The 21,765-nt window shown below is 48.0% G+C and carries 24 protein-coding genes; 11 read left to right on the top strand and 13 right to left on the bottom strand.

Annotated elements, in window-relative coordinates; all coding sequences use genetic code 11:
- The first annotated feature begins 129 nt into the window (after positions 1-129).
- A complete protein-coding gene (locus tag CUJ83_RS14030; RefSeq protein WP_230742970.1) occupies positions 130-2,091 on the top strand; it encodes a methyl-accepting chemotaxis protein in 1,962 nt (653 codons plus the stop codon).
- Positions 2,092-2,215: 124 nt separating this feature from the next.
- Here CUJ83_RS14030 and CUJ83_RS14025 read toward each other — a convergent pair whose 3' ends face one another.
- The gene (locus CUJ83_RS14025) at positions 2,216-2,614 is read right to left on the bottom strand and encodes a ferritin-like domain-containing protein (protein WP_230742968.1); all 399 of its coding nucleotides are present in this window, start codon (positions 2,612-2,614) and stop codon (positions 2,216-2,218) included.
- 8 nt (positions 2,615-2,622) lie between these two features.
- Positions 2,623-2,748 carry a hypothetical protein gene (locus CUJ83_RS15790; protein WP_255668601.1) on the bottom strand — a complete coding sequence of 42 codons (126 nt, stop codon included), beginning with the start codon at positions 2,746-2,748 and terminating at the stop codon, positions 2,623-2,625.
- Between the two features lie 286 nt (positions 2,749-3,034).
- Between CUJ83_RS15790 and CUJ83_RS14020 the strand changes: the two genes are divergently transcribed.
- Complete coding sequence (locus CUJ83_RS14020) at positions 3,035-3,895, top strand: DUF7847 domain-containing protein (RefSeq protein WP_230742967.1); 861 nt, start codon at positions 3,035-3,037, stop codon at positions 3,893-3,895.
- A 3-nt stretch (positions 3,896-3,898) separates the two neighbouring features.
- Here CUJ83_RS14020 and corA read toward each other — a convergent pair whose 3' ends face one another.
- Positions 3,899-4,834: a magnesium/cobalt transporter CorA gene (gene corA, locus CUJ83_RS14015; protein ID WP_230742965.1), complete on the bottom strand. Its 936-nt coding sequence runs from the start codon at positions 4,832-4,834 to the stop codon at positions 3,899-3,901.
- Between the two features lie 134 nt (positions 4,835-4,968).
- On the opposite strand from corA, the gene CUJ83_RS14010 reads away from it, so the two are divergent.
- Positions 4,969-5,340: a DNA-binding protein gene (locus CUJ83_RS14010; protein ID WP_230742964.1), complete on the top strand. Its 372-nt coding sequence runs from the start codon at positions 4,969-4,971 to the stop codon at positions 5,338-5,340.
- Positions 5,341-5,584: 244 nt separating this feature from the next.
- Here the strand turns inward: CUJ83_RS14010 and CUJ83_RS14005 are convergent, their stop codons facing one another.
- The 7 genes from CUJ83_RS14005 to CUJ83_RS13975 all read right to left on the bottom strand — a co-directional run bounded on the left by CUJ83_RS14005 (position 5,585) and on the right by CUJ83_RS13975 (position 13,325).
- Complete coding sequence (locus tag CUJ83_RS14005) at positions 5,585-5,974, bottom strand: Zn-ribbon domain-containing OB-fold protein (protein WP_230742962.1); 390 nt, start codon at positions 5,972-5,974, stop codon at positions 5,585-5,587.
- Positions 5,975-7,156 (bottom strand): acetyl-CoA acetyltransferase, encoded by a 1,182-nt coding sequence (locus CUJ83_RS14000; protein ID WP_230742960.1) that lies wholly within the window; start codon positions 7,154-7,156, stop codon positions 5,975-5,977.
- Positions 7,157-7,174: 18 nt separating this feature from the next.
- A complete protein-coding gene (locus CUJ83_RS13995) occupies positions 7,175-8,218 on the bottom strand; it encodes a hydroxymethylglutaryl-CoA synthase (RefSeq protein WP_230742958.1) in 1,044 nt (347 codons plus the stop codon).
- On the bottom strand, positions 8,215-8,934 hold the full coding sequence (locus CUJ83_RS13990) for a helix-turn-helix domain-containing protein (RefSeq protein WP_230742956.1): 720 nt from the start codon (positions 8,932-8,934) through the stop codon (positions 8,215-8,217). The genes CUJ83_RS13995 and CUJ83_RS13990 overlap by 4 nt, the downstream gene beginning before the upstream one ends.
- A 1,308-nt stretch (positions 8,935-10,242) precedes the next feature.
- Positions 10,243-10,965, bottom strand: a complete 723-nt coding sequence (locus CUJ83_RS13985; protein WP_230743019.1) for an amino acid ABC transporter ATP-binding protein — start codon at positions 10,963-10,965, stop codon at positions 10,243-10,245.
- Between the two features lie 8 nt (positions 10,966-10,973).
- Positions 10,974-12,314: an ABC transporter permease subunit gene (locus CUJ83_RS13980; RefSeq protein WP_230742954.1), complete on the bottom strand. Its 1,341-nt coding sequence runs from the start codon at positions 12,312-12,314 to the stop codon at positions 10,974-10,976.
- 177 nt (positions 12,315-12,491) lie between these two features.
- The gene (locus CUJ83_RS13975) at positions 12,492-13,325 is read right to left on the bottom strand and encodes a basic amino acid ABC transporter substrate-binding protein (protein ID WP_230742953.1); all 834 of its coding nucleotides are present in this window, start codon (positions 13,323-13,325) and stop codon (positions 12,492-12,494) included.
- Positions 13,326-13,979: 654 nt separating this feature from the next.
- Between CUJ83_RS13975 and CUJ83_RS13970 the strand changes: the two genes are divergently transcribed.
- Both CUJ83_RS13970 and CUJ83_RS13965 read left to right on the top strand, forming a co-directional pair.
- Positions 13,980-14,249, top strand: a complete 270-nt coding sequence (locus CUJ83_RS13970) for a hypothetical protein (protein ID WP_230742951.1) — start codon at positions 13,980-13,982, stop codon at positions 14,247-14,249.
- A gap of 110 nt (positions 14,250-14,359) precedes the next feature.
- A complete protein-coding gene (locus tag CUJ83_RS13965; protein WP_230742949.1) occupies positions 14,360-15,556 on the top strand; it encodes an MFS transporter in 1,197 nt (398 codons plus the stop codon).
- A 167-nt stretch (positions 15,557-15,723) separates the two neighbouring features.
- Here the strand turns inward: CUJ83_RS13965 and CUJ83_RS13960 are convergent, their stop codons facing one another.
- A complete protein-coding gene (locus CUJ83_RS13960; RefSeq protein ID WP_230742947.1) occupies positions 15,724-16,323 on the bottom strand; it encodes an acetate uptake transporter in 600 nt (199 codons plus the stop codon).
- Between the two features lie 266 nt (positions 16,324-16,589).
- On the opposite strand from CUJ83_RS13960, the gene CUJ83_RS13955 reads away from it, so the two are divergent.
- From CUJ83_RS13955 to CUJ83_RS13930, 6 genes are all read left to right on the top strand, one after another.
- The gene (locus CUJ83_RS13955) at positions 16,590-17,120 is read left to right on the top strand and encodes a hypothetical protein (protein ID WP_230742945.1); all 531 of its coding nucleotides are present in this window, start codon (positions 16,590-16,592) and stop codon (positions 17,118-17,120) included.
- 2 nt (positions 17,121-17,122) lie between these two features.
- Positions 17,123-18,265: an SPFH domain-containing protein gene (locus CUJ83_RS13950; protein ID WP_230742943.1), complete on the top strand. Its 1,143-nt coding sequence runs from the start codon at positions 17,123-17,125 to the stop codon at positions 18,263-18,265.
- A gap of 4 nt (positions 18,266-18,269) precedes the next feature.
- Positions 18,270-19,025, top strand: coding sequence for a TFIIB-type zinc ribbon-containing protein (locus CUJ83_RS13945; RefSeq protein ID WP_230742941.1), 756 nt, complete (start codon positions 18,270-18,272; stop codon positions 19,023-19,025).
- 1 nt (position 19,026) lies between these two features.
- Positions 19,027-20,049, top strand: a complete 1,023-nt coding sequence (locus tag CUJ83_RS13940; protein WP_230742940.1) for a TFIIB-type zinc ribbon-containing protein — start codon at positions 19,027-19,029, stop codon at positions 20,047-20,049.
- Between the two features lie 5 nt (positions 20,050-20,054).
- Positions 20,055-20,645, top strand: a complete 591-nt coding sequence (locus CUJ83_RS13935; RefSeq protein ID WP_230742939.1) for a hypothetical protein — start codon at positions 20,055-20,057, stop codon at positions 20,643-20,645.
- Between the two features lie 170 nt (positions 20,646-20,815).
- Positions 20,816-21,142: a cupin domain-containing protein gene (locus tag CUJ83_RS13930; protein ID WP_230742938.1), complete on the top strand. Its 327-nt coding sequence runs from the start codon at positions 20,816-20,818 to the stop codon at positions 21,140-21,142.
- A gap of 44 nt (positions 21,143-21,186) precedes the next feature.
- Here CUJ83_RS13930 and CUJ83_RS13925 read toward each other — a convergent pair whose 3' ends face one another.
- Together CUJ83_RS13925 and CUJ83_RS13920 are read right to left on the bottom strand one after the other, a co-directional pair.
- A complete protein-coding gene (locus CUJ83_RS13925; RefSeq protein WP_230742937.1) occupies positions 21,187-21,564 on the bottom strand; it encodes a hypothetical protein in 378 nt (125 codons plus the stop codon).
- 1 nt (position 21,565) lies between these two features.
- Positions 21,566-21,763 (bottom strand): helix-turn-helix transcriptional regulator, encoded by a 198-nt coding sequence (locus tag CUJ83_RS13920; RefSeq protein WP_230742936.1) that lies wholly within the window; start codon positions 21,761-21,763, stop codon positions 21,566-21,568.
- Between the last annotated feature and the right edge of the window lie 2 nt (positions 21,764-21,765).

Genomic DNA, 21,765 nt, shown 5'->3' with positions numbered 1-21,765 from the left:
AAAACAATCTAATTTTCTATAACATAAAATCTTTATAGTTTGTTTGCAAAAATAACGATTAATTAGCAATATCTTGATGATAAAAATGATATGGTTAAGCTTCGGGGGGTAGAGGGGCGTGCAATTAAAATGTTTAGTAGTGTGCTTGGAATATTAATGAGCGCAGGTAAGCGCTCGGTTAAAATGAATAGCAGCCAGTATGAAAAAATACTCTCCTACATCCCGGACCCTATTCTTGTCCGGGACGCGGACCGTAATATAGTCTATTGTAATAATGCGGCCGCCAGGCTTACGGGGATCGCTGTGGATAAGGCTTGCGAGTATAGATGTGACAGATTCATGTGCAATAACATACCTTCCGGATATTGCGATAGCAGCTGTCCGATAGAAAAGAGTTTCCGGGCAGGCCAGCGGGAATACATACATGACGTGAAACTAAAGACCGTCAAAGGGGATACGATGTATGCCCAGCTCACCGCCTTAGTGATGACCGATGAAAAAGGTAATTTTAAGGGCGGCATTGAGATCATACGGGATACCACAAAACAAAAACAAAATGAGATCGAGCTGAAAAAACAGGCCGATAATATTCAAAGGATGTTGAGGAGCATACCAGTAAGCCTTCTTATCGCGGACCAGAACCATATCGTCTCTTATGTCAGCGAAAATTTCACCACTTTTAGCAAAAAATCCGTCGAAGAAAGTATCGGCAAGTCCATCCGCGATGTGCTCAATGTAAAATCGGACACTGTCCTTGATATAGTCATAGACACCAAGAAGAGCGTCATTAACGAAGAGCGGAAGATCCCTATCGGTAAGGGAGTGTTTATGCCGGCACTCATATCGGCTATACCTATCAAAAATTCCTCGGGCGAGTTCATAGGCGGCATAGAGGTCATCCAGGATATCACTGTCATAAAAGAAAAAGAGGAACAGATCAAGGCCCAGCTTGAATATAATTCGCGCATGACATCGCTACTTGTGGACGGCATAGAGGCCGTGGCCAATGGCGACCTCAATCGTGTCATGGTCAAGGAGCATGACGATGATTTCGGCAAGATATTCGACTCTTATAATCTGCTCATCAGGGACCTCCGTTCCATCATAGGCGAGATCAAGCTGAATGCCGGCGAGACCAAGAATAAGGCACAGGAGGTCGCGGAGAGCGCGTCGCAGATGAGCACGAGCATTGAGCAGGTCGCATCTGCGTCCGGCGAGATATCCAGAGGAGCGGAGAACCTGGCAAGGCTCGCAGACGAGGCTTCCAGCAGGGCGAGAGATGCGAACACGCTGTTCAGAAAGCTGGACTCGAATGCGGAAAGATCATCCGTTCTGGCAAAAGAAGGCGCAAGGAAAGCAAAAGAGGTCGGCGATGAGGCGGCAGACGTTTCAAGCGGTATGAAGAGCATTAATTCTGCCGTGCGGGAAGCGACACAGGTGGTATCCGGGCTGGACCAGGCCGTGAAGGAGATCGGCAAGGTCACCGATACGATCAAGAATATCGCTGACCAGACAAACCTGCTCGCATTGAACGCAGCGATAGAGGCGGCTCGTGCGGGGGAGCACGGAAGAGGCTTCGCAGTTGTCGCGGAAGAGGTCAGGAAGCTTGCGGACGAATCCAGGAAGAGCACTGAGCGCATCAACAGCCTTATCGAGAACGTCCAGCAGGAAACGCTGCGCGTGATGAGGTCTATAGAGAACGTCTCGTCGGAGTCGGTCGAAGGTGAAAAGGTCATCACCAGCGCCATGACGAACATTCAGGAAGTCGTCAGGTCCGTAGATGAGATAAACCGCATGATAGCGGAAGTATCTGCCGATGCCCGGTCGGGCGCGGAAGCGCTGGAGTCCATCGCGAAGAGTATCGAGGCGGCCGCATCGACGGCAGAGGAGACCGCGTCTTCGTCCGAGGAGACAAGCGCGTCCATCGAGGAACAGACCGCGTCCGTCGAAGAGCTCAACGCAAGCGCCCAGGTCCTGGGGGACGTGGCAGAGAACACTTACGAGCTCCTGGAGAAAAAGTTCAGGATGGGCGATGAAAAGACTGCCGGACAGGGTATGCAGGCAACACAGAAAATAAGTTTAAAAGTGTGAAGGGGTAGATCCCTTCACAGTACTATTTTATGGCCGCACAGGGGCTATTATTTAAAAGTATATTCCGATAACTTTTAAGACCGACTGTTGCGCCCATAATGTTATTCGCTTTACTCTAACGGCTTCACAATTTTTTAAGGAAACCTTCCAGTGCAGACCTGTGCCTGTGTTCGTCTTTCGAGGCGCTCTCGAAGAACAAGGCTGCGTCCGGGACCCCCTCGTCTCTGGCTATCATGGCTGCGTCCAGCTTTTCCTGTGTAGCCATTTTTTCGCCTTCAAGCATCATCTGAAGGTTCTCTTTAGTGCTCTTGATCTCCATGCCGCCATACTTTCCGAGAATGGTCAGGACTTCACATGCATGGCCCGCCTCTTCCCAGGCCAGGTTCTTAAGGTACATCGCTATGTCCGGATAGCCCTCCAGCTCGGCCTTTCTGGCCATCGTGAGGTATAGCCCGACTTCCGTTGTCTCTCCCTTGAACGTTTTTTCCATTATCGATGTTATCTTCGTAAAAATTCCCTCCATCAATGCCTTTAGGCGTTTTCTCGCTCTATCTTCTCTAGATTGCTTCTTCTGGCTTTACATCCGGGGCATAAGTGAGGCCTTATCGCAGCCTTTGTCACATTGCCGCATACTTTACATTTAAAGCTGTATAGCATCAAGATACTCCTTGCATAGAGCTATTTTCATTCGTATCAATACGAATGATTAATTTATATTATGCCTCGATTATATAAAGTGTTTACGTATGTTCGCCTGCCCATTGATCATTTATTAGGGCTTGATGGTATTCGATTTAATTAATGTGCCATTTACACTTATGAATTAATATGTAAAAAATTGGATATTTTTATCATATCGGTCCAAATCAATAATTTTGGCATATACTGCGTAATCCATTAATTATATATCCTATGACCACAAGTAAAATTCGGCGTATAAAACATGGGTGACTTCATTTCCATATTAGAGAAAAGCGTAAAGGGACTGGCTAACTGTTCCATGTTACTGCTGGCCGGCGCGCTAGTAGGTATCCTGTCACTGCCCGGGCTTTTACCGTACGGGTCATTTAGCGGTACCGCTCTGGAGTTATCCGGGAGCTATACTTTCCTGATATTCCCGATAATCATCATGCCGCTAATCCTGAGCGGCTCCATGGGGTACGCATTAGAGTATATAAATAGCGGCTCCTCAAGCTTTTCAACGTTTTTGGGGTCTATAAAAAAATATTACCCGAAGTATTTACTGGCGAGCATCGTCGCTTTCATCATATATTATCTATTGACGACTTCGCTGCTCCTGGTGTTGTTCAGCGCCGGGATAGCCGGTGACGCGTTCGTGGCTTCGCTGATGGCGCTGGTATCCCTGACGATAATGTTCATCGGCCTGATGCTCATAGAGTTCTATGACGTGTGCATCATTACGGAAAACCACGGGGTACTAAAGTCTTTTTCAATGAGCGTGAACTTTGTTAAACGTAACTTCGCTGCGGTGTTACCGCTCTTCATAATAATATTGATCCTGAAGCTGCTTGTCCAGTTCCCGTTGCTGATGGGAATGACTGCAGAGTTTATGACAAACGAGACCTACATGACAAACACATCTTATATGAACGCCACTTATATGGGCAATATAGACATTGCGATCGGGATCCCTGCAATGATCTCCGTCGGGATCTTTCAGGCGTTGATACAGGCCTTCGTGTTCGCGTTCACGATCCTGTATAAGATGAACTTCTACATCACAATAAGGGACCGTAAAAGGATCACCGACTTCGACTATGATTTTTCCGAAGAAACTAAATGATCTTCAAATCCATTTCTTTTTCCTGAAGTACGCGATCATTATGGCCGTCAACAGTATCATGAAGCCCAGCACTGCGAAGTATCCATATTCCCATTCCAGCTCAGGCATGAATTTAAAGTTCATGCCGTAGACGCTCGCTATGAACGATAACGGGAGCATTATGGTCGCAATTATAGTGAGCTGTTTCATGACCTCGTTAAGCGAGTTGGAAACCGAGGACATGTATGTGTCCCTTGAGGATACCAGAATGTCCCTGTATGTCTCCACAAGCTCCATCGTCTGTATTATGTGATCATAGACATCCCTGAGATAGATCACAGTCCTGGGCGTAATGAACGGCGATGAGCCTCGCATGAGCGACGATATCACTTCTCTGATGAGCCACGCGGATTTCCTTACTATCAAAAGATCGCGCCTTACGTCCGTCATGACGTTAAGGATCCATTTATCCGGCTGCTCTATGACAAGATCCTCGACTTCCATCACTATGTCCTCGATCTCGTCAAGTACCGGGTAGAATTTGTCGACGCCGCGATCCAAAAATGTGTACGCTAAGAAGTCCGGTCCCTGCTCTATGATGTTCCGGGCTTTGCTGACGACCAGGTTCTGCACGAACCTGATGGTATCGATATCCTCCGTCAGTGTCATCAGGAAGTCTTTACCCAGCACCATATAGAGCTTATTCGCGATCAGCTCATCCTCTTTAAACTCCAGGATGTCGGTGATGATAAAAGTGTATTTTGGATATTCGTTGACCTTCGGAAGCTCCTCGCCCTGCATCATGTCCTCAATGACAAGCGGGTGAAGGTCAAGTAATGAAGCTATCGAATTGATCTCGTCCTCTGCAGGCGAACTAAGGCTTATCCATTTAACATGGTCCGGATATTTATCAAGATCCTGAAGCGGTATGTAAATAGCTTCATCGATATTATAGGCCATGACCTGCAAGGGCATATTAATTACTTTATATTATTTGTATATGAGGTCTTTGGAAAATTCGTTGAGCTATTGATCAGTTACTTTATTTACAATTTAATGAAAACAATTATCTACTAACAGGACAATTAATGCTCATGCGCTTGCAAAAGGGAGAGATCGCTACCATAGCAATATTATCGTGCGCGTTATTCGCTATTGTCTCCATGTTCTTTCTAATGGGCCATGAGACGTATCAAACATATGGTCCGGACTCTGATGTCGGGGATAATGTCGTGGTCGAAGGTATCCTCCTATCCAAAGAAAGAACGTATACCGGAGGGCACTTGTTATTAGCGGTAAAGTCCGGGAGCATTATCGCTAATGTCTTTGTGTACTCTTCATGCGAAGATCATTATCTGTTTAATGGCATGAGCGCAGGGGACCATATCAAACTTAAGGGTACTGTAAAGCTCTATAAAGGCGAGAAAGAGGTCGTAGCAGAAAAAATTATGACAAATTCTAATTAGGAGGTTCTTCGGCCTTTTTTGTGAAGTTTTTTGTGTTTTTGTGTTTTCGTGAAATTCATATCTACCTGCCATCCGAAAGGCATAATGAAAAATTCCAAAAATAGCAGAAGCGTGTATTAGATTGAAAACGACTTTTCAATGTTTTGGATATATTTTAATCTTTTATTGTTGTACGATAAAAAGCACGAGAAAGGCCCAAAAGCTAGAAAAGTGCTATAAAAAAATAAAAAGGGTGGTATGACCCTTATTCCGGTATGAACTTGGTACCGTAATGGATCATGCCCTTATCGCCGTCTTCGCCTATCCTGCGGAAGACCTTCTTTACGCGCATTCCGATGCTGATCTCGGACGGCTCGCATATTACTTCCGAAGTAAGGTGGGGGCCTTCGTCAAGCTTGATCACTGCCAGGACATATGGCTTCTTTCCGATCCAGCTGTCTCCCGGGGTGTATATTACGGAGTATGTCACGACTTCGCCGGTGCCATTGAACTGGTATTCGACCATCTTACTGTTCCTTCTGCACTCCGGGCAAAGGCGCCTTGGCGGGAAGTAGAACTTACCGCAGTTCTCGCACTTTGTGCCTATCAGATTATAACGTGCCGGGATCTCTCTCCAGAATCTTGGAACGCTCATTTACTTCATCCTCCTGCTTTTCGAGAATATATGGCATACTGCAGTGCCGCCGGTGCCGCCCACGTTGTGGGTCATCGCGATCTCCGCGCCATCTACCTGTCTCTTTCCTGCCTGGCCTCTGAGCTGCTCGACGCACTCTACGGCCTGCTTTATGCCGGTAGCTCCTACGGGATGTCCGCAGGCCTTTAAGCCTCCCGACGTGTTTACGGGTATCTTGCCGCCGATGGCTGTCTCTCCCGCGAGGGTCGCAGGTCCGCCCTGTCCCTTCTTGAAGAACCCGAGGTCCTCGATCGCCAGTATCTCAGCAATAGTGAAGCAGTCATGAACCTCTACGAGGTCAATGTCCTGCGGCGTGACGCCAGCCATCTCGTATGCTCTCTTTCCGGCAGCCACTGATGCGCCGAAAGTACACAGGTCTACCCTGTTGTGGAGCGATATCGTGTCAGTTGCCTGGCCTGTACCTATGACATATACCGGGCAGTCGGTGTATTCCTTCGCCATTTCTGCCGGCGCGACTATTACCGAGGCCGCTCCGTCAGTGATCGGGGAACAGTCGAACAGCGTGAACGGATCGGCTACCATTGTGGAGTTCTTGACAGTGTCAAGGGTGATCTCGTTCCTGAACTGTGCCCTGGGGTTGCCCATCGCGTTGTGGTGGTTCTTGACCGCTACCTGCGCGAGCTGGTCGCGGGTAGTGCCGTACCTGTGCATGTGCAGCCTGGCTACCATCGCGTAAAGTGCCGGGAACGTGGCTCCCATGAACCCTTCCCATTCACGGTCGGCCGCCGATGCCAGCGCGTCTACAGTGACGCCTGTCTCGACGTCGGTCATCTTCTCGACTCCTGCTGCCACGACTATGTCATGGTACCCGGAGGCCACTGCCATCACTGCGTTCCTTAATGCAAGGCCGCCCGATGCGCATGCTGCCTCTACTCTGGTCGCGGGGATATGTAATCCGCTCGCGAGTCCCGAGAAGTCCGCTATGAGCGAGCCGACATGTTCCTGGTTGATGAACTGGCCGGCGCTCATGTTGCCCACGTACATTGCCTCTATCTCTTCACCTGACAGGTTCGCGTCTTCGATGGCCTGAACTCCTGCCTCTACGACTATATCCCTGAATGACCTGTCCCACATCTCGCCGAAATTGGTGCATCCGACACCTATGATCGCAACATCTCTCATTTCTGTCACCTCTTCCTCTTACCCGTCTATGTTGATCTTTCCTTTGTGCTTGGCGTAGGTCGCGTAGTCAATGTATTTCGCGTTGTTGATGTAATCCCACACCTTTGGTGCCAGGTCCCTTACCTCGTTGATCCTCTCTGTGACGGTTATGTCGAACGAGTCGCTGCCCGCACCCGAACCGAACGAGGTGACGAATATCCTGTCTCCCGGCTTCGCTATGTCCAGCGTGGCCGCCAGTCCTACCATGCTCGCGCCGGAGTACGTGTTACCCATCTTCGGGCAGGTAAGGCCGGGCTTTATCTGTTCTTTGGTAAATCCTAACATCTGTGCCGCCTTGGTCGGGAACTTTCCGTTCGGCTGGTGGAATACTGCATAAGTGTAATCAGTCGGCTTTGTCTTTGTCTTCTCCAGGAGCATCTTCGCCGCTGATGTGACATGCTTAAAGTAACCCGGCTCTCCGGTGAACCTTCCGCCGTGTCTCGGGTAGTCCGCGCCTTCCCTTCTCCAGAAGTCCGGCGTATCGGTAGTGAACGAGCATGTGTCGTTAATTACAGCTATGAGGTCGTTCTTGCTTATGACGAACGCCGCTCCGCCTGCTGCGGCCGTATACTCCAGCGCGTCGCCGGGAGCTCCCTGCGATACGTCCGAGCCTATTGCCAGCGCTGTCTCGGCGATCCCTGCGGCGACAACACCCATGCCGGCCTGTACGGCGGCAGTGCCTGCCTTACATGCGAACTCAAAGTCCGCCGCTGTCATTCTCGACGGTGCGCCTATCGCTGCGGCCACGATGGTCGCAGTAGGCTTAACCGCATACGGGTGGCTTTCGGAACCCACGTATATCGCACCTATCTTCTTCGCGTCCGCGCCGCGGGCCATCGCATTCCTTGCAGCCTCAACTGCTATCGTAGCCGCGTCCTCATCGACGTCAGGTACGGACTTTTCTGTTACCATAAGGCCATTCTTGTAATCGTCTGCGTTATCGCCCCATACCTTCGCGATCTCATCGACCTTGATGCGGTACTGGGGAACGTAAGCTCCGTAAGAACTGATTCCTAGCTTCATTCTTTTACTCCCTTAAGCGAGTTTATCATTTCATCGATGTCCATCTGTGTGGTCATTAGCGGGAAAGACTCAATATCTGCGATCTTTCTCGCCACCGGGTCTATCTTTTCTGCCTCCAGGCCATGGAGAACTACCGCCGCAGGCTTAAGTGGTGTGACCCTCAGAGCCACCATCGGCGATCTCCCTGTCGAAACATTACAGAATATAAGCGCCCTTTCGGTGCTCCATCCGTAGAGCCTGTAAAACTCGTTAGAGGACATCTGAAAAATAGCGTTCAAGCTATCAACTATCGTATATCCGTTTATGGACCGGTCGAATTTTCCCGATACCTGCTCGGCCTTTATCAACTTCGAGAACCTGGTCAGGTGTATCGGCGATCGGTACTCGTGGATATCGAGTATGACGTTTGAGTTATATCTCTCGATGAGCATAGTCTCGTAGGCCCTTATCTTGTGAGAGCCTGCCTTCTCGTCGAGGTCGAGCAGAGCTTCAACGATCTTGCTGATAATTGCCGTACCAGGGGACTTTCTTCTTCCGCTCTCATAGTCGCTAATGACCGATGGCGATACTTCAATGGAGTTCGCCAGGTCTATCTGGGAGACCTCGAAGTTCTTCCTCCACTTCTTAATGGTATCGCCGGGGTTTTGCGACAGCGTGATCTCACCGGCCATTTTCTCGGCCAGTTTTGCCCTCAGGTCGACAATGTCGTTCTGCATCAGCCCTTAGAATGCAATCCACGTATATAAATTTTTTAGTAGTCGACTTCGACAAATGACGAAATATTTTGGATGAAAAATACAATAACGTAAAGCTAATGGATTTGCGACTATATAAAATCACCGTATGCAGGTAATATGGTTAAATACCAAGCATTTATTTGGCGTGCTAAAACTGTCTAATCTGACTTCGACAGTTAATATTTAACTATTCTAAGTTCCCAAATTTATGAATAAGTAAAATAAATTTCATCACAAAGGGCTCTACGGACCACTATTTTTTACCACGAAGCGCTCAACGGGCTCAAGGGTACACCAGTTTCCACCACGAAGGGCGCTAAGGGATCAAGGGTACACAAATTTTATAAGTATATGATAACCTTCTGAAAAAGTCCTTTGTGTACCCTTGATCCCTTAGCGCCCTTCGAGGTGGGAACTGGTGGTCCTTTTTCGACTTTGTGTGCGCTCCCATGAAAGACTTTTTGATGGTCTCTGTAAAGACTTGCATGTAACATCTATTATGGGATCGATGTTCTGCAGTTATGCCTATCGGATGGCAGGTAGACACGTAACCTCACAGAAACACAGAACCACAAATTTTTTTTTAGAATTTAAGGTCACGAAAACCCAAAGGTTCACTCACCAAATCACAAATGCTCCAGTATCACCGTCAACGCACTAAAGTCTCTAATGCACGGCTCAACGCACTAACCTCTCTAAGTCACTAACGCTAAAACAAGACCCGAACATTCTCCAAAAACACTAAATTTTAACCGCACGGTTGACGCTTACACGACAAATATATCCCTGCTATAGGTCAAGGGGAACACAAACCGGGATATTAAACTTTTGTGGTTTGGAGAATGTTCGGGTCTTGTTTTAGCGTTGGTGACTTTGAGAGGTTAGTGCGTTGAGCCGAGCGTTAGAGGTGTTAGAGCGTTGACGGTGATACTTGAGCCCTTTGTGGTTTAGTGAGTAAATTCTTAGTGCTTTTTGTGCCCTTAAAAAATCATATAAAAAATTTTTGTGTTTCCGTGTTTTTGTGAGGTTACGTGTATACCTGCCATCCGACAGGCACAACCATAAAAACTTCATCTCAAAGACAATTTAGTAAGACACATTTTTCATTCTTAAAACCTGAGCAAGACCCCGCTCATCAAAGATTTCGTGGTGAAAGCCAGTGCCCCTGGTTACCTTTGTGGTAAACTGATTTGTACACTCATAATAGACTTTAGAACAGGATTTATAACTCTAAATAACAGAGCACCCAGTAAAAGACTTAAAAATAAAAAAAGGATATTTGAACCCTTAGCTTATCATGTTCAGGAACTTCTTTGTCCTGTCATGCTGCGGGTTCGTGAAGAACCTGTCGGGAGTGTTTTCTTCGACTATGAAGCCGCCGTCCATGAATATGATGCGGTCGCCGACTTCGCGGGCAAAGCCCATCTCGTGCGTGACGACTATCATGGTCATGCCTTCCATGGCCAGAGTCTTCATCACGTCAAGAACCTCTTTGACAAGTTCGGGGTCCAGTGCCGATGTGACCTCGTCGAATAACATGACCTCAGGTTTCATCGCAAGCGCCCTGGCTATGGCGACACGCTGCTGCTGTCCGCCGGAAAGCTGTATCGGGAAGTTATTCGCTTTTTCCTGAAGGCCGACCTTTTTCAAGAGTTCCAGGCCCAGCTTATTAGCTTCTTCTTTGGACTTTTTCTGTACCTTTAAGGGGCCGAGCGTGACGTTCTGCAGTGCAGTAAGGTGCGGGAAAAGGTTGAACTGCTGGAACACCATGCCTACGCGCTGTCTCATCTTGTTGATGTCGGTCTTTTTACTGGTTATTTCCATATCGCCTATGAATATCTGCCCCTTAGTGGGTTCTTCCAGCAGGTTAATGCATCTGAGCATCGTGCTTTTGCCCGAGCCGCTCGGGCCAAGCACTACGATGACCTCTCCTTTCTTGATCTCCGCGTTTATGCCCTTGAGCACTTCCAGTTCACCGAATGTCTTGTGGAGGTCTCTAATGGATACCATTATCTCGCTCATATCGTAGCCTCCGGCTTACCTCTCTCTTTACGCTTCTTTTTATTGGCCGCCGTACCTTCTTTTCCGGAGCTTATATTGCCCCTCTTTTCGAGGTACTGGACAAGCTTACCCAGCGGTATCGTGATGCACAGGTAGACTATGCCTGCTCCCATCAGCGGGGTAAACGTGTTGAACGCTTCCGCTCCCAGGGTCTTTGACCACCATGTGATCTCGTTGACCGCGATGACCATACCTATCGACGAATCCTTGATCAAGGCGATGAACTCATTACCGAGTGCCGGGAGAACGATCTTGAATGCCTGGGGTAGTATGATATATCTCATCGACTGGTTGTATGTCATACCGATGGACCTGGCCGCTTCCATCTGTCCCTTATGGATCGCTTCTATGCCTGCCTTGAATATCTCGGCGATATAAGCGCCCGCGTTGATGGATAGCGCTACCATGCACGATGTGAACGCGTCAATGTTGAAATTTCCGCCCGTGATGTCCTGTACGAGGAACGGGATACCAAAATATACGATAAATAGCTGAAGCAGGATGGGTATTCCCCTGACTCCCTCAACATATATTGATGAGGCCAGCCTTATGAGCTTATTCTTGGAAGTCCTGCCTATTCCCATGAATAGTCCGATCACGATGCCCAATCCGTATGCCATTACGGATAGCTTGATAGTCGTCACGGCCCCGAGCCATATTAATTTTTGAAGGGACTTTAACAGGAGTTCCGTATCAAATATTGAAAAAGTCTTTCCTCCGGGTTTCATCAGGAACGTGTAAGTTGTTCCCGGTACGATATCAATTATCGAGACATTATCCTCGAGGCCTTCCTTAGATATCCTGATCTCATGTTCGCCGGCTGACAGGACTGTCGAGAACTTGCCTTCATGCCTGTTGGTCTTTCCTGTGTATGTGCCGTCTACGTATACTGCCGCTTCTGCGATCTTGCTTCTGGATACTTTATCCTCAAGGACTTCGAAAGTGACGGCATCGGCGCTAGAGCCATCCTTGGCAAGTTTTAGCTCAAAATTGATCAGGGTGCCTGAGACAAGATCTCTCGTAAAAGTCTTATTTTCAAATCCTTCTTTGGTTGCGGTGACATTATGGCTTCCGGATGGAAAGTTCTTGATAATAAGCTCGCCGATCTCGTTGGTCGTTCCGGCAAAAGAGCCATCGATGTATATGTTCGCATTTTCGATCGGCTTTAACATATCGTTCTTGACCTTCACGGTCAAGGTGCCCGATTGGCCAAAAGCCGCGCCCATTAACAAGGGGCTTATGATCAGTAGTAACAGAATTATGCTTAACGCTCGCAAACCTCTATGTTTTTTGTTCATTCAACCACCGCACCTATCTATTGTCTTATCCCTTCCCTCTCGACAATTAAAGTTACTCTATATATGTTTTTCTGATAAAAGCTTTTTTTATTGATATTTAAGCGATAAGAGTGAAATATTATCATGATTATATTATCCGTTTTAAAATAAAAGAAAAAGGGACATATGTCCCTTAATTTACTGTGCGAACCACTTGTCGTACATTACATCGTATCTGCCATCGGCCTTGATCTTGGCAATGGCATCATTGATGGCTGCTGTGAGTCCCGGGTTGTCCTTATTGACGACAATGCCGAAGTACTCGACCTCTGACATCGGGGTGTCTACGAACTTGTAGTCGCCTGGGTATTTCTTGATGTACGGGTAAGATACCGGGTGGTCACCGATAACGGCTACTACCTCTCCCTTCTTCAAGGCCATGAATGCCTCGCCCATGCTTGCGTAGGACTGTATGTCACCCTGGTTTATTCCAGTGATGTTCCTGGTGACCATTTCTCCGACAGTTCCGAGCTGGACAGCGACCTTCTTGCCGACTAAGTCCTCTGCGGTCTTTATGCTGTCGTCGTCAGCCTTTACGCTGATGACCTGTCCCTTCGACTCATAGTACCAGTCGGTGAAGTCGATCATCTTCTGCCTCTCGCCGGTGATGGTGAATGCAGATATGGCGCAGTCGAACTTCTTTGCCTGGACCGCGGTGATTATGGTGTCGAACGCATGGTCAGTGTACTGGACCTCGAGGCCAAGTTCCTTGGCTATCTCGTTCATGAGGTCAATGTCGAATCCTTCGAAGTCATTAGTTGTTGTGTTAATGTTCTCGAAGGGCGGGTAGTGGGCCTCAGTCGCGACCGAGAGCACTCCCGGGATCAAAGTCGTAAATCCTGCCGGTTCTGCCGTTGCCGTCGGTTCTGCCGTCGGGGTGGCCGTCGGCGTCTCCGTCGTGCAGCCGCTTAAGAATACGCATGCTGCAAGTAACATTATTATAAGCACGGATGCTTTTATGCTGTTCTTCATTTCTTTATTACCCTCCTATTTACACCTATGTAACCGCCGTACCTGATATGGTATAGCATGACATAGCAAAGCATAACAAGTAATTTTTCTTGTATTAAGTTGAGTAAGGGTTAAAAAAATATAAAACTTTTGCAAGCGTTTGATCGTTAATAAAAATGATATTTAAGCATAAAACCATAAAGGCATTTATAGTAACCTTTTATTTCAATTTCGCCTATCTTTAATTAACTGTTTTTCAGAAATAGCGATTAATTAATATCCATTTTAACTTTATAAATATCATTTTATGCTAATTTTAATTTCTTGCGAATTTACTTTTTAGTTAATATTATAATGGGTAAATTTGGATTTATTTTTATTTATCATCATTATCTTACCAAATAATACATATATGTGCTTATTTGTACATTATTGATTTTTAAAATATTTAATAAATATTTATAACTTTTATCAGGGCATTATTTACTTAATATTTGCGCCTGTTTTTACGAGTAAAGATGATATATCTACGTATGCTGGTAATACTGTGAGCATTTTACTTCCGTGAATGAATACTTTAATATTATGCTTTTTTAGCGCTAAAAACGCCATGAGAAGCGATACTTATAAATCCGTGGAGCGTGCGTATGATGCTCGATCGTCAGGGCGGCACGGATGAACGCGAAGTGTCAGCAGCGATCATATATTAAAAGAAGTGATAGCATGAGTGGAAAGATCAATAAGACTGTGACGGTGGGTAAATACAAGGGCGGAGAAGCCCAGGTAAAGTCCATCATGGCGTCTCAGGGACTTGATTGTAAGTCAGTTGTGCTTAGCTCGAATGACCACACAAACGAAGTATGGGACATAGTCCTTACGAACGGGCGCAAAGTCCAGCTCCTCGCGAGCAAAAAAAGTGATAAGGTCACACTGAAAGAACCTTGAATTTATAAATATGTCCGTAGTGTTGCCGTAAAGATCCCGTTTTTCTTTTTTATGGAAGTGCGGCAAACATATATATCTCAGCGTCTCTTCTTAAGTCTCAGGCTCTTCCTATGACAGAGATGGCTATACAGGAAAAGATCACCCGGAACATCAAGCTCAACTATCTTTATTCTATGCTCATGAACATGATGCTGGACCGAGGTATCTGGGTATTGTTCTTAAGCTTCAGGGGAATGAGCCTAATAGAGATCGGTCTTATTGAGTCGGTCTTCCAGCTTTCCTCTTTACTGTTCGGTATCCCCGCAGGGGCCATCTCGGACATACTGGGCAGGAAAGTGAGCCTTATTTTAAGCGCCGTGATGAAAATACTGAGCTTTATAATCATACTGCTCTCATATGATTTTATCGGCTTCGCGGCAAGCTTCGCGCTGAGCGCGATGTCACTGATACTGTATAACAACGCCTCCGAGTCGATAACATATGACACATGTAAGATCACAAAAAAGGAGATAGACTATAAAAAGGTTTACGGCACCATCCTTGCGTTATCGTTCGTGGCGACGGCTGCCGGCATTGCCATGGGCGGGTTTATCGCCAGCACGTCATTCGAGTACGTTTACTATGCTTCCATAGTCATACTGGTACTGGCATTGGCGTCAGCGTTCTTTTTCATCGAGACCAGGGGCGTATCGGAAAACGATACTCCGGGGGAACGACTGAACGTGACCGGGCTATTTTCGAAGTCTATCGAACTCGTCAAAAAGGACCCTGTTATTATATACTTACTTGTCATATCTGCCGCAATTACCATCGTGGATGCCACCATATACATGTATAGCCAAAAATATTTTGAGGCCATGTCCGTGCCCATTTACCTTATCGGGCTCATCCTCAGCGTAGACTCGCTGTTCGCCGCGGGGGGCGCAAAGTTTGCATACCTGCTGGAAAAGTTCGGCACAAAGAACGTGCTCGTGCTTATCCCTGCCGTTATTTTCATATCCTATATTATCTATGCCCTGCTTAACAACATATTCAGCGTCGTTTTATTGTATATTGCCACTATCTTTGTGGTAGCGTTCTGGCCGATACTGAGCGAACTGATCAACTCGAGGGTACCTTCAAAAAATAGGGCTACCGTGCTCGCATTTAAGGGTCAGCTATCGAGTATGTCCATAATGGTAGTGTTCCCCATAGTCGGATTTTTTGCCGAGGGCACGTCGTTATCTACTGCTTTCTTATGGCTGGTGATCTCGATGACCCCGATCATCGTCTTTGCAGTGATGAAAATAAGAAGGATAGTCTTTTAGCGTTATTAAACAGGATCACATTTGAGAGCCCATTCTTATCCTGCGAACAGGGCCTGTCACATTACCGGCCATCTACTCTCCGGAATATTGTGGCATAGGCAGATGTTTAGCGGCCGGTACGGTATAAGACTATCGTCAAGCATGCCAGAAAAAAGAAAAAAATTGTTTTAGATCGGCAATAATTTCCTGCCGTAAGTCTCGTTAAGAACTTCGGCGCATGCCAGGTATATTGCGGATAAGCCGCAAACTATGCCTTCCAGGCCTGCCAGCGTCTTGACCAATGCCAGCCCGGTAAAGTCGCCGATCGCGAGCATGAAGAACAATAACGTCAGGCTCCCGAAAACGAACTGGAGCGCCCGGTTCTTTTTGAGCGTGCCTATGAACATATATGCAGTGAACAATCCCCACATAGTAAGGTAGGCGCCCATCGAGATCTTATCTACCGGCTCAGCCCATCCTATCGCTGGAAGTACAAGTAGCGCGACGAGCGATATCCAGAAAAGCCCGTATGACGTAAATGCAGTGGTCCCGAACGTGTTTCCTTTCTTGAACTCCATGACGCCCGCTATTATCTGCGCAAGTCCCCCATAGAATATCCCCATGGCCAGTATCATTCCAAGGCCGGTCGCCGATATGAAGTTCGCGTTGTGCAGGTTAAGCAAGACGGTCGTCATGCCGAAGCCCATCAGCCCCAGTGGTGCCGGGTTCGCTAAAAGCGATGCTGGCGGGCTAGAGGTAGGATCATTACTACTCTGATCTTTAGTCATATTCTCTCCTTTGTTCTATAACAATTATTCATTATAGATAAAAGTTTTGTTTTAACATTATAAATTATGACAAAAATAAAACCGGCAATATTATCCCGATATTTATTTACAATAAAACGTAAATTAGTTTTAAAAACATTGATTATGGATGAACAATAACGACTAGTATTTAATCACCGGGATTATATCCCTTTAGAGTATATACAATAAAGTTATCACGGTAAATAATAAAAGCGATATTGTACTTCGTTCAGGAGTTATATGTTATGGTAGACTTGAGGGAAAAAGTCGTTGAGGACAGGGGTCTGATATCAAAGATCCAGAGCATTATCCCCGGGTTCAGCGGGTACCGCGCCAGAGAAGATCTTAGAGCTGCGGATAATATGCTCAGGATGCAGATGGCGGACCGTATCGCGGGGGCCAGAAAAGGGCTTGAGGGCTGCAGGGCTGTGCTCGTTGACAGCATGTCGCTGGAGCATCTTGACCGCCTGGGTGCGCTGATAAATAAATTTAAAGCGACCGAAGGCGAAGTAAGGCATGCCGAGCAGGGATATTCGGGCATATCGGCTAAGATCCAGGTCAAAGAGGATGAGATAAATAAACTATACGAATATGACTACGCCCAGGTCTCTACGATCGTGGAGATCGAGAATGAAGTATTGAAACTGAAGTCCGTAGTGGATTCGGGCGACTCCGCGGGAATTAAGGCGGGTATCGCTAATGTCGATACGAAGCTGAACGAGTTCCGGGAGACTTTTAGGAAGAGAATGATACTGATCACTAACACGGAGGCTTAAAAATGGGACTTTTCGGCAATAGAGACAGTTTTATCGGGTCGACGACACTCACGTGGGAAGATAACGAGAAGCGCAACAACGTGATGTGGAAAGCTCCCCGCAATATAAAATTTTTTGACCAGGTCGTGGTAAGGGAAGATGAGATGGCCGTATTCTACAGGGACGGCAAAGCTCTCGCATACATAGACCGGCCGGACAGGTATGCGCTGACTTCCCTGGACGCTCCCATAATAGGGGCGGTCTTGAAAGCCATTGGCGGTATAAAGCAGCCGGCCGAGGTCTTTTACATACAGAAGAGGGTATTCGACGGCAAGTTCGGCAGCAAGCAGCCTTACGTGTTCAGGGATAACGAGTTCGGGATAGTCAATCTCCGCGTGTTCGGAGAGTTCAGGTACAAGGTATCGATCCCGATGAACTTCATAAACCAGTTCGTGGGCACTTTAAATTGCCAGACGGCCATGGAAGTCGAGGAACGCCTAAAAGAGCAGATAGTGATGCTGCTCTATGACGTGATAGGCGACCTGAAGAACAAGGGTATTGGCGTCGCAGACCTTGCGTCAAACCTCACGAATATCGAGCAGGTATTCCTGGAGAGGTCGAAGTCCCATTATGAGCAGTATGGCATATCGATCGAAAAGGTATCGGGTCTTTATATCACGATGCCGGAAGAGGTCCAGAAGGCCGTCGACGCGCGGTCCTCGATGTCCATTCTCGGCACCAACTACATGCAGTACCAGACCGGCCAGGCGATGCGCGAGGCCGCTGTCAATCCTTCCGGAGGGGCGGCAGGCGCAGGAGTAGGCGTGGGCGCAGGCTTCGGCATGGGATATATGATGGTCGACCAGATGAGGCAGGCGGGACAGCAACCGGCTCAGGCCGCAGCTCCGGCACCAGCGCCGGCGCCTTCCGGCGTGCCATGCGTTAAGTGCGGCACCGCCGTACCGCAGGGCAGCAAGTTCTGTCCGGCCTGCGGCACCAAACAGGAGCAGGCTGCCTGCCCGAAGTGCGGCGCAGGCGTAGCACCGGGAGCTAAGTTCTGTGCAAATTGCGGCGAAAGATTAGGCGAGAGTACGTGTCCGAAATGCAATGCGAAGCTGGCAGCAGGGAGCAAGTTCTGCCCCGAATGCGGAAGCCCGGTAGGATGAACGTATGGCCGAAATAAAGTGTACTAAATGCGGTGCACCGATAGCCTTCGACTCGGGCGATAAGTTCGCGAAATGTAAATACTGCGATACGCAAATATTCATAGATAAGAGCGGAGCCGGCTTTTTCTATATAATGCCATATTTCATAGATCAGGCCAACGCGCAGGGTATATTTAAAAGATGGACCGCCGGGTCGCTTATGGCAAGAGACCTTGAGGCCACAGCCCGCATTATAAGCTTCAAGCAGCAGTATTTCCCCGTCTACCTTTTTAAGAGGGACGTCGATGGCAAGGAAAAAGTGCAGGTCGAGCCGGCCAGGTCCACGACCTTGCCGGGCCTTCACAGCCTTAAGGTGCCCGCAGGCGACATCAAGATATTCGACCAGAATTATGATGCCGGCGGCATCGAGCTTTTAAAGCCGGATATCGATATGGCGGCATATCTGCCGCAGCTGCCCGGCACCGCTAAAGAGCAGGCCCTTGTGTTCTTCCCGCTCTGGACGATACAATATGAGTATAAAGGCAGGAAGTATGATGCGGTCATAGACGGCTCTTCCGGGGAGGTATTCTCTACAGACTACCCTACGAGAAAGGCTGCGCCATACTTTATAATCGCGGCTATCGCGTTCATAGCGTTCCTTATAGAGGGGCTGATAGGCGTGTTGTTATGGCCTGTGGGATTCGCATGCGGAGGCGCTCTTGCGCTGGTGACCATACCTGTGGTATTCATCGCTGCATACACTATAGTGAGGAGGTTCTAAAATGGAAATATCGATATCCATGAACTGTCCTTCCTGCGGCGGAGCGTTATCTATCGAGGAAGGGTCCCGTACGACATCATGCCCTTACTGCTCATCGCTTCTTGCAGTTGAAGGCGACGGCGGCGTAAGCAAGATCATGTTCACGAACAACCTTGACCGTGACAAAGCGATAGCGTCCGCTAAAAAGTGGATGAAGGGAGGATTCAAGGCAAGGGACCTCCCCCGGAAGGCTGAGATAACTGAGTGTTATCCGATATACGTGCCATTCTGGAAGTGCTCGGCAAGGGCGGCAGGCTGGGTCTGCGGCTGGAGAGAAGAGACTCGCGGCGACGGTAAGAATTCTCGCACGGAACGCATACCGATGGAAAAGATGGTGATGCGCGACTTTAACTGGAACCAGGTAGCGTGCGACGCTGGAGATATCGGCATAGAGCACCTGAAAAATCTTGCCGGAAAAGCAGTCCTCCATGACGAAGGCAGCATACCGACATTTGAAGTCACGACGTCCCCGTCCGACTCAAAGGCAATGGCCGTAGAGTCGATAAGGCGGACGGCAGTTAACAGCGCAGGAGTCCCGCATATCACGTTCTCGAAAGTCCATGTATTCCCGGGAGAGATGGAGCTGATCTATTATCCTGTCTGGATGGTAAGGTACAAGTATTCGGGGCGTATGTACTTCGCGACCGTTGACGGTATCACCGGCGGCGTCCTTTCAGGAAGGGCTCCGGGAGATGCGATGTGGCGAAGCGTGGCTATGACGCTGGGTATGGCGGCAGGAGGGTTCGGCACAAGCCTTGGCCTGGGTATTCTTTTGAACGTGCAGGACGATTCGTCAGGTCTCGGCATACTCGTGATCCTATTCTGCCTGTCGGTCGCAGGCGGGGCTTTCATGTTCTTCAGGCACGGCTCGGAAATGACCACCGGCGACGTTAAGGGCGGATACCAGTTCGGTTTCAGGAACGGCGGCAGCGGCGTCGGGAACGAGGCAATGGCCGATATGCTAAAGATAAAGGTAAGGAGGTAATGCCAGTGACAAAGATCGTTCCGGTGGTCTGCCCCGGCTGCAACACGCCGATGCACACCAAAGATAAGGACACTGTATTTTTATGCGACAGGTGCGGCACTATGCAGGCCCGCGACGGGGTCGTGGCGATAGTCGAGTACGAGGCAGGAGAGTTCAGGCGGCAGATGGACGGTGAAAAGGTGTACCTTCCTTTCTGGAAGCTGGGCGTTAATTTTAACGTAAGGCATTCCCGCGTAGAAGGAGGCAGCGTGTCGAGATTCGTGGGTTTCCTGAAGGGGGATTCCCCGTCGGGAAGCATCGACATGATGCTGCCTGCGTTCGAGACGGATCCCGTAAGGTACAAGGAGATCGCAAAAAAGCTGACACTTGACCCGCCAAACTATGCCCGTGCTAATATGGACAGAGGCATAAAGCGCATGCCATGCACGATAACTATCGACATGACCGACGATATGGCCGACTTTTTATTCATAACCATAGAGGCCGAAAAGCCGGGAGTATTACAGTCGCTCGACTATGACCTTAAGGTCGTGTCCAGGAAACTTGTGTACCTTCCTTACTATAAAAAGGGAGAAAGCCTGGAGCCCGGTTATTGACCGGGGCATTTCTTTTTTATTTTTTTATATTTTTCTGCATCATCTCTTTCCCATGCCCGACTTAACGATACTTTTTCGATCATATATTATCCGGCATTGGCCATAATGATGCAATGCCATGCTTTATATTCTTAAACCAATTAGTAATTATTATCATCAGGAGGAAAATAATGGGGAACGAAGAGCTAATCGGTAAGGTATCAGACCTGGACGGGCTTATCAGCTACCAGGACGGCTCCGTGGTCAGCAGGGAAGTCATCAGGAAGCCGACAGGCACCGTGACATTATTCGCTTTTGACGAAGGCCAGGGATTGAGCGAGCATACCGCGCCGTTCAATGCCATGGTGGTCATCGTGGACGGCGAGGCAGAGATCATACTTGGCGGTAAGCCGAACCATCTTAAAAAAGGCGAGATGATCATCATGCCGGCGAACGTCCCGCATGCTTTGAACGCAATAAAGAGATTTAAGATGCTTCTCATCATGATCAGGTCCTGATCATCCTCCATTTTAATTGGAAGCATCTTTGGAATCACTACTTTTTAATCCATTTTTTTGTAATACAGGTATGACAGCATATATGTGCCTATGCTCAGCCCCCATATCATCTGGAGCATATCGAACATATCCATCGTAGAGCCGAGCTTGATCAGCACGGCCGATAAAGCCATCATGACTATTGCGACTAAGAAGCCGTTTCTAGTGGCCAGCAATGAGCATCTTTCAGTGCGCTCGTCATACTGCTCATATTTCATTACCCTTTTCTTCACGATTTTCTGATACACCGTTAAGGCCGCTATGACTATTAAGAATGCAACGGTAGTGTATAGCACGTACTGCGGGTAAATGCCCGTCAGCAGCAAAAGCGCGAACGTCAATAATATTATGATCGATATTCTTGATTCTTCAGTTTTAAACATGTCATTGAACCTCCATTTCAAATATGTCCTCTATCTTACATTCGAAGCACTTTGCCAGCTTGAAGGCAAGGGAAAGCGAAGGGTCGTACTTCCCTTTCTCGATCGCGTTTATTGTCTGCCTCGATACTCCCACCTTTGAAGCAAGATCTTCCTGCGTCATATCGAATTTAGCCCTTAGCTCCTTCACTCTGTTTTTCATGG

The organism is Methanooceanicella nereidis, from assembly GCF_021023085.1.
GTDB classification, from domain to species: Archaea; Halobacteriota; Methanocellia; order Methanocellales; family Methanocellaceae; genus Methanooceanicella; species Methanooceanicella nereidis.
Note: the sequence above shows the minus strand (reverse complement) of the source record. Positions and strands in the feature narration are given on the sequence as shown.

Coding starts and splice junctions, on each gene's coding strand:
- CUJ83_RS13945 (WP_230742941.1), top strand. CDS start 18,270: ATGGCCGAAATAAAGTGTACTAAATGCGGTGCACCGATAGCCTTCGAC.
- CUJ83_RS13925 (WP_230742937.1), bottom strand. CDS start 21,564: ATGTTTAAAACTGAAGAATCAAGAATATCGATCATAATATTATTGACG.
- CUJ83_RS14010 (WP_230742964.1), top strand. CDS start 4,969: ATGCGCTTGCAAAAGGGAGAGATCGCTACCATAGCAATATTATCGTGC.
- CUJ83_RS13985 (WP_230743019.1), bottom strand. CDS start 10,965: ATGGTATCCATTAGAGACCTCCACAAGACATTCGGTGAACTGGAAGTG.
- CUJ83_RS15790 (WP_255668601.1), bottom strand. CDS start 2,748: ATGCTATACAGCTTTAAATGTAAAGTATGCGGCAATGTGACAAAGGCT.
- CUJ83_RS13965 (WP_230742949.1), top strand. CDS start 14,360: ATGACAGAGATGGCTATACAGGAAAAGATCACCCGGAACATCAAGCTC.
- CUJ83_RS13960 (WP_230742947.1), bottom strand. CDS start 16,323: ATGACTAAAGATCAGAGTAGTAATGATCCTACCTCTAGCCCGCCAGCA.
- CUJ83_RS14005 (WP_230742962.1), bottom strand. CDS start 5,974: ATGAGCGTTCCAAGATTCTGGAGAGAGATCCCGGCACGTTATAATCTG.
- CUJ83_RS13980 (WP_230742954.1), bottom strand. CDS start 12,314: ATGAACAAAAAACATAGAGGTTTGCGAGCGTTAAGCATAATTCTGTTA.
- CUJ83_RS13990 (WP_230742956.1), bottom strand. CDS start 8,934: ATGCAGAACGACATTGTCGACCTGAGGGCAAAACTGGCCGAGAAAATG.
- CUJ83_RS13970 (WP_230742951.1), top strand. CDS start 13,980: ATGAACGCGAAGTGTCAGCAGCGATCATATATTAAAAGAAGTGATAGC.
- CUJ83_RS14025 (WP_230742968.1), bottom strand. CDS start 2,614: ATGGAGGGAATTTTTACGAAGATAACATCGATAATGGAAAAAACGTTC.
- CUJ83_RS13950 (WP_230742943.1), top strand. CDS start 17,123: ATGGGACTTTTCGGCAATAGAGACAGTTTTATCGGGTCGACGACACTC.
- CUJ83_RS13940 (WP_230742940.1), top strand. CDS start 19,027: ATGGAAATATCGATATCCATGAACTGTCCTTCCTGCGGCGGAGCGTTA.
- CUJ83_RS13930 (WP_230742938.1), top strand. CDS start 20,816: ATGGGGAACGAAGAGCTAATCGGTAAGGTATCAGACCTGGACGGGCTT.
- CUJ83_RS13955 (WP_230742945.1), top strand. CDS start 16,590: ATGGTAGACTTGAGGGAAAAAGTCGTTGAGGACAGGGGTCTGATATCA.
- CUJ83_RS13920 (WP_230742936.1), bottom strand. CDS start 21,763: ATGAAAAACAGAGTGAAGGAGCTAAGGGCTAAATTCGATATGACGCAG.
- CUJ83_RS13975 (WP_230742953.1), bottom strand. CDS start 13,325: ATGAAGAACAGCATAAAAGCATCCGTGCTTATAATAATGTTACTTGCA.
- CUJ83_RS14030 (WP_230742970.1), top strand. CDS start 130: ATGTTTAGTAGTGTGCTTGGAATATTAATGAGCGCAGGTAAGCGCTCG.
- corA (WP_230742965.1), bottom strand. CDS start 4,834: ATGGCCTATAATATCGATGAAGCTATTTACATACCGCTTCAGGATCTT.
- CUJ83_RS14000 (WP_230742960.1), bottom strand. CDS start 7,156: ATGAGAGATGTTGCGATCATAGGTGTCGGATGCACCAATTTCGGCGAG.
- CUJ83_RS13995 (WP_230742958.1), bottom strand. CDS start 8,218: ATGAAGCTAGGAATCAGTTCTTACGGAGCTTACGTTCCCCAGTACCGC.
- CUJ83_RS14020 (WP_230742967.1), top strand. CDS start 3,035: ATGGGTGACTTCATTTCCATATTAGAGAAAAGCGTAAAGGGACTGGCT.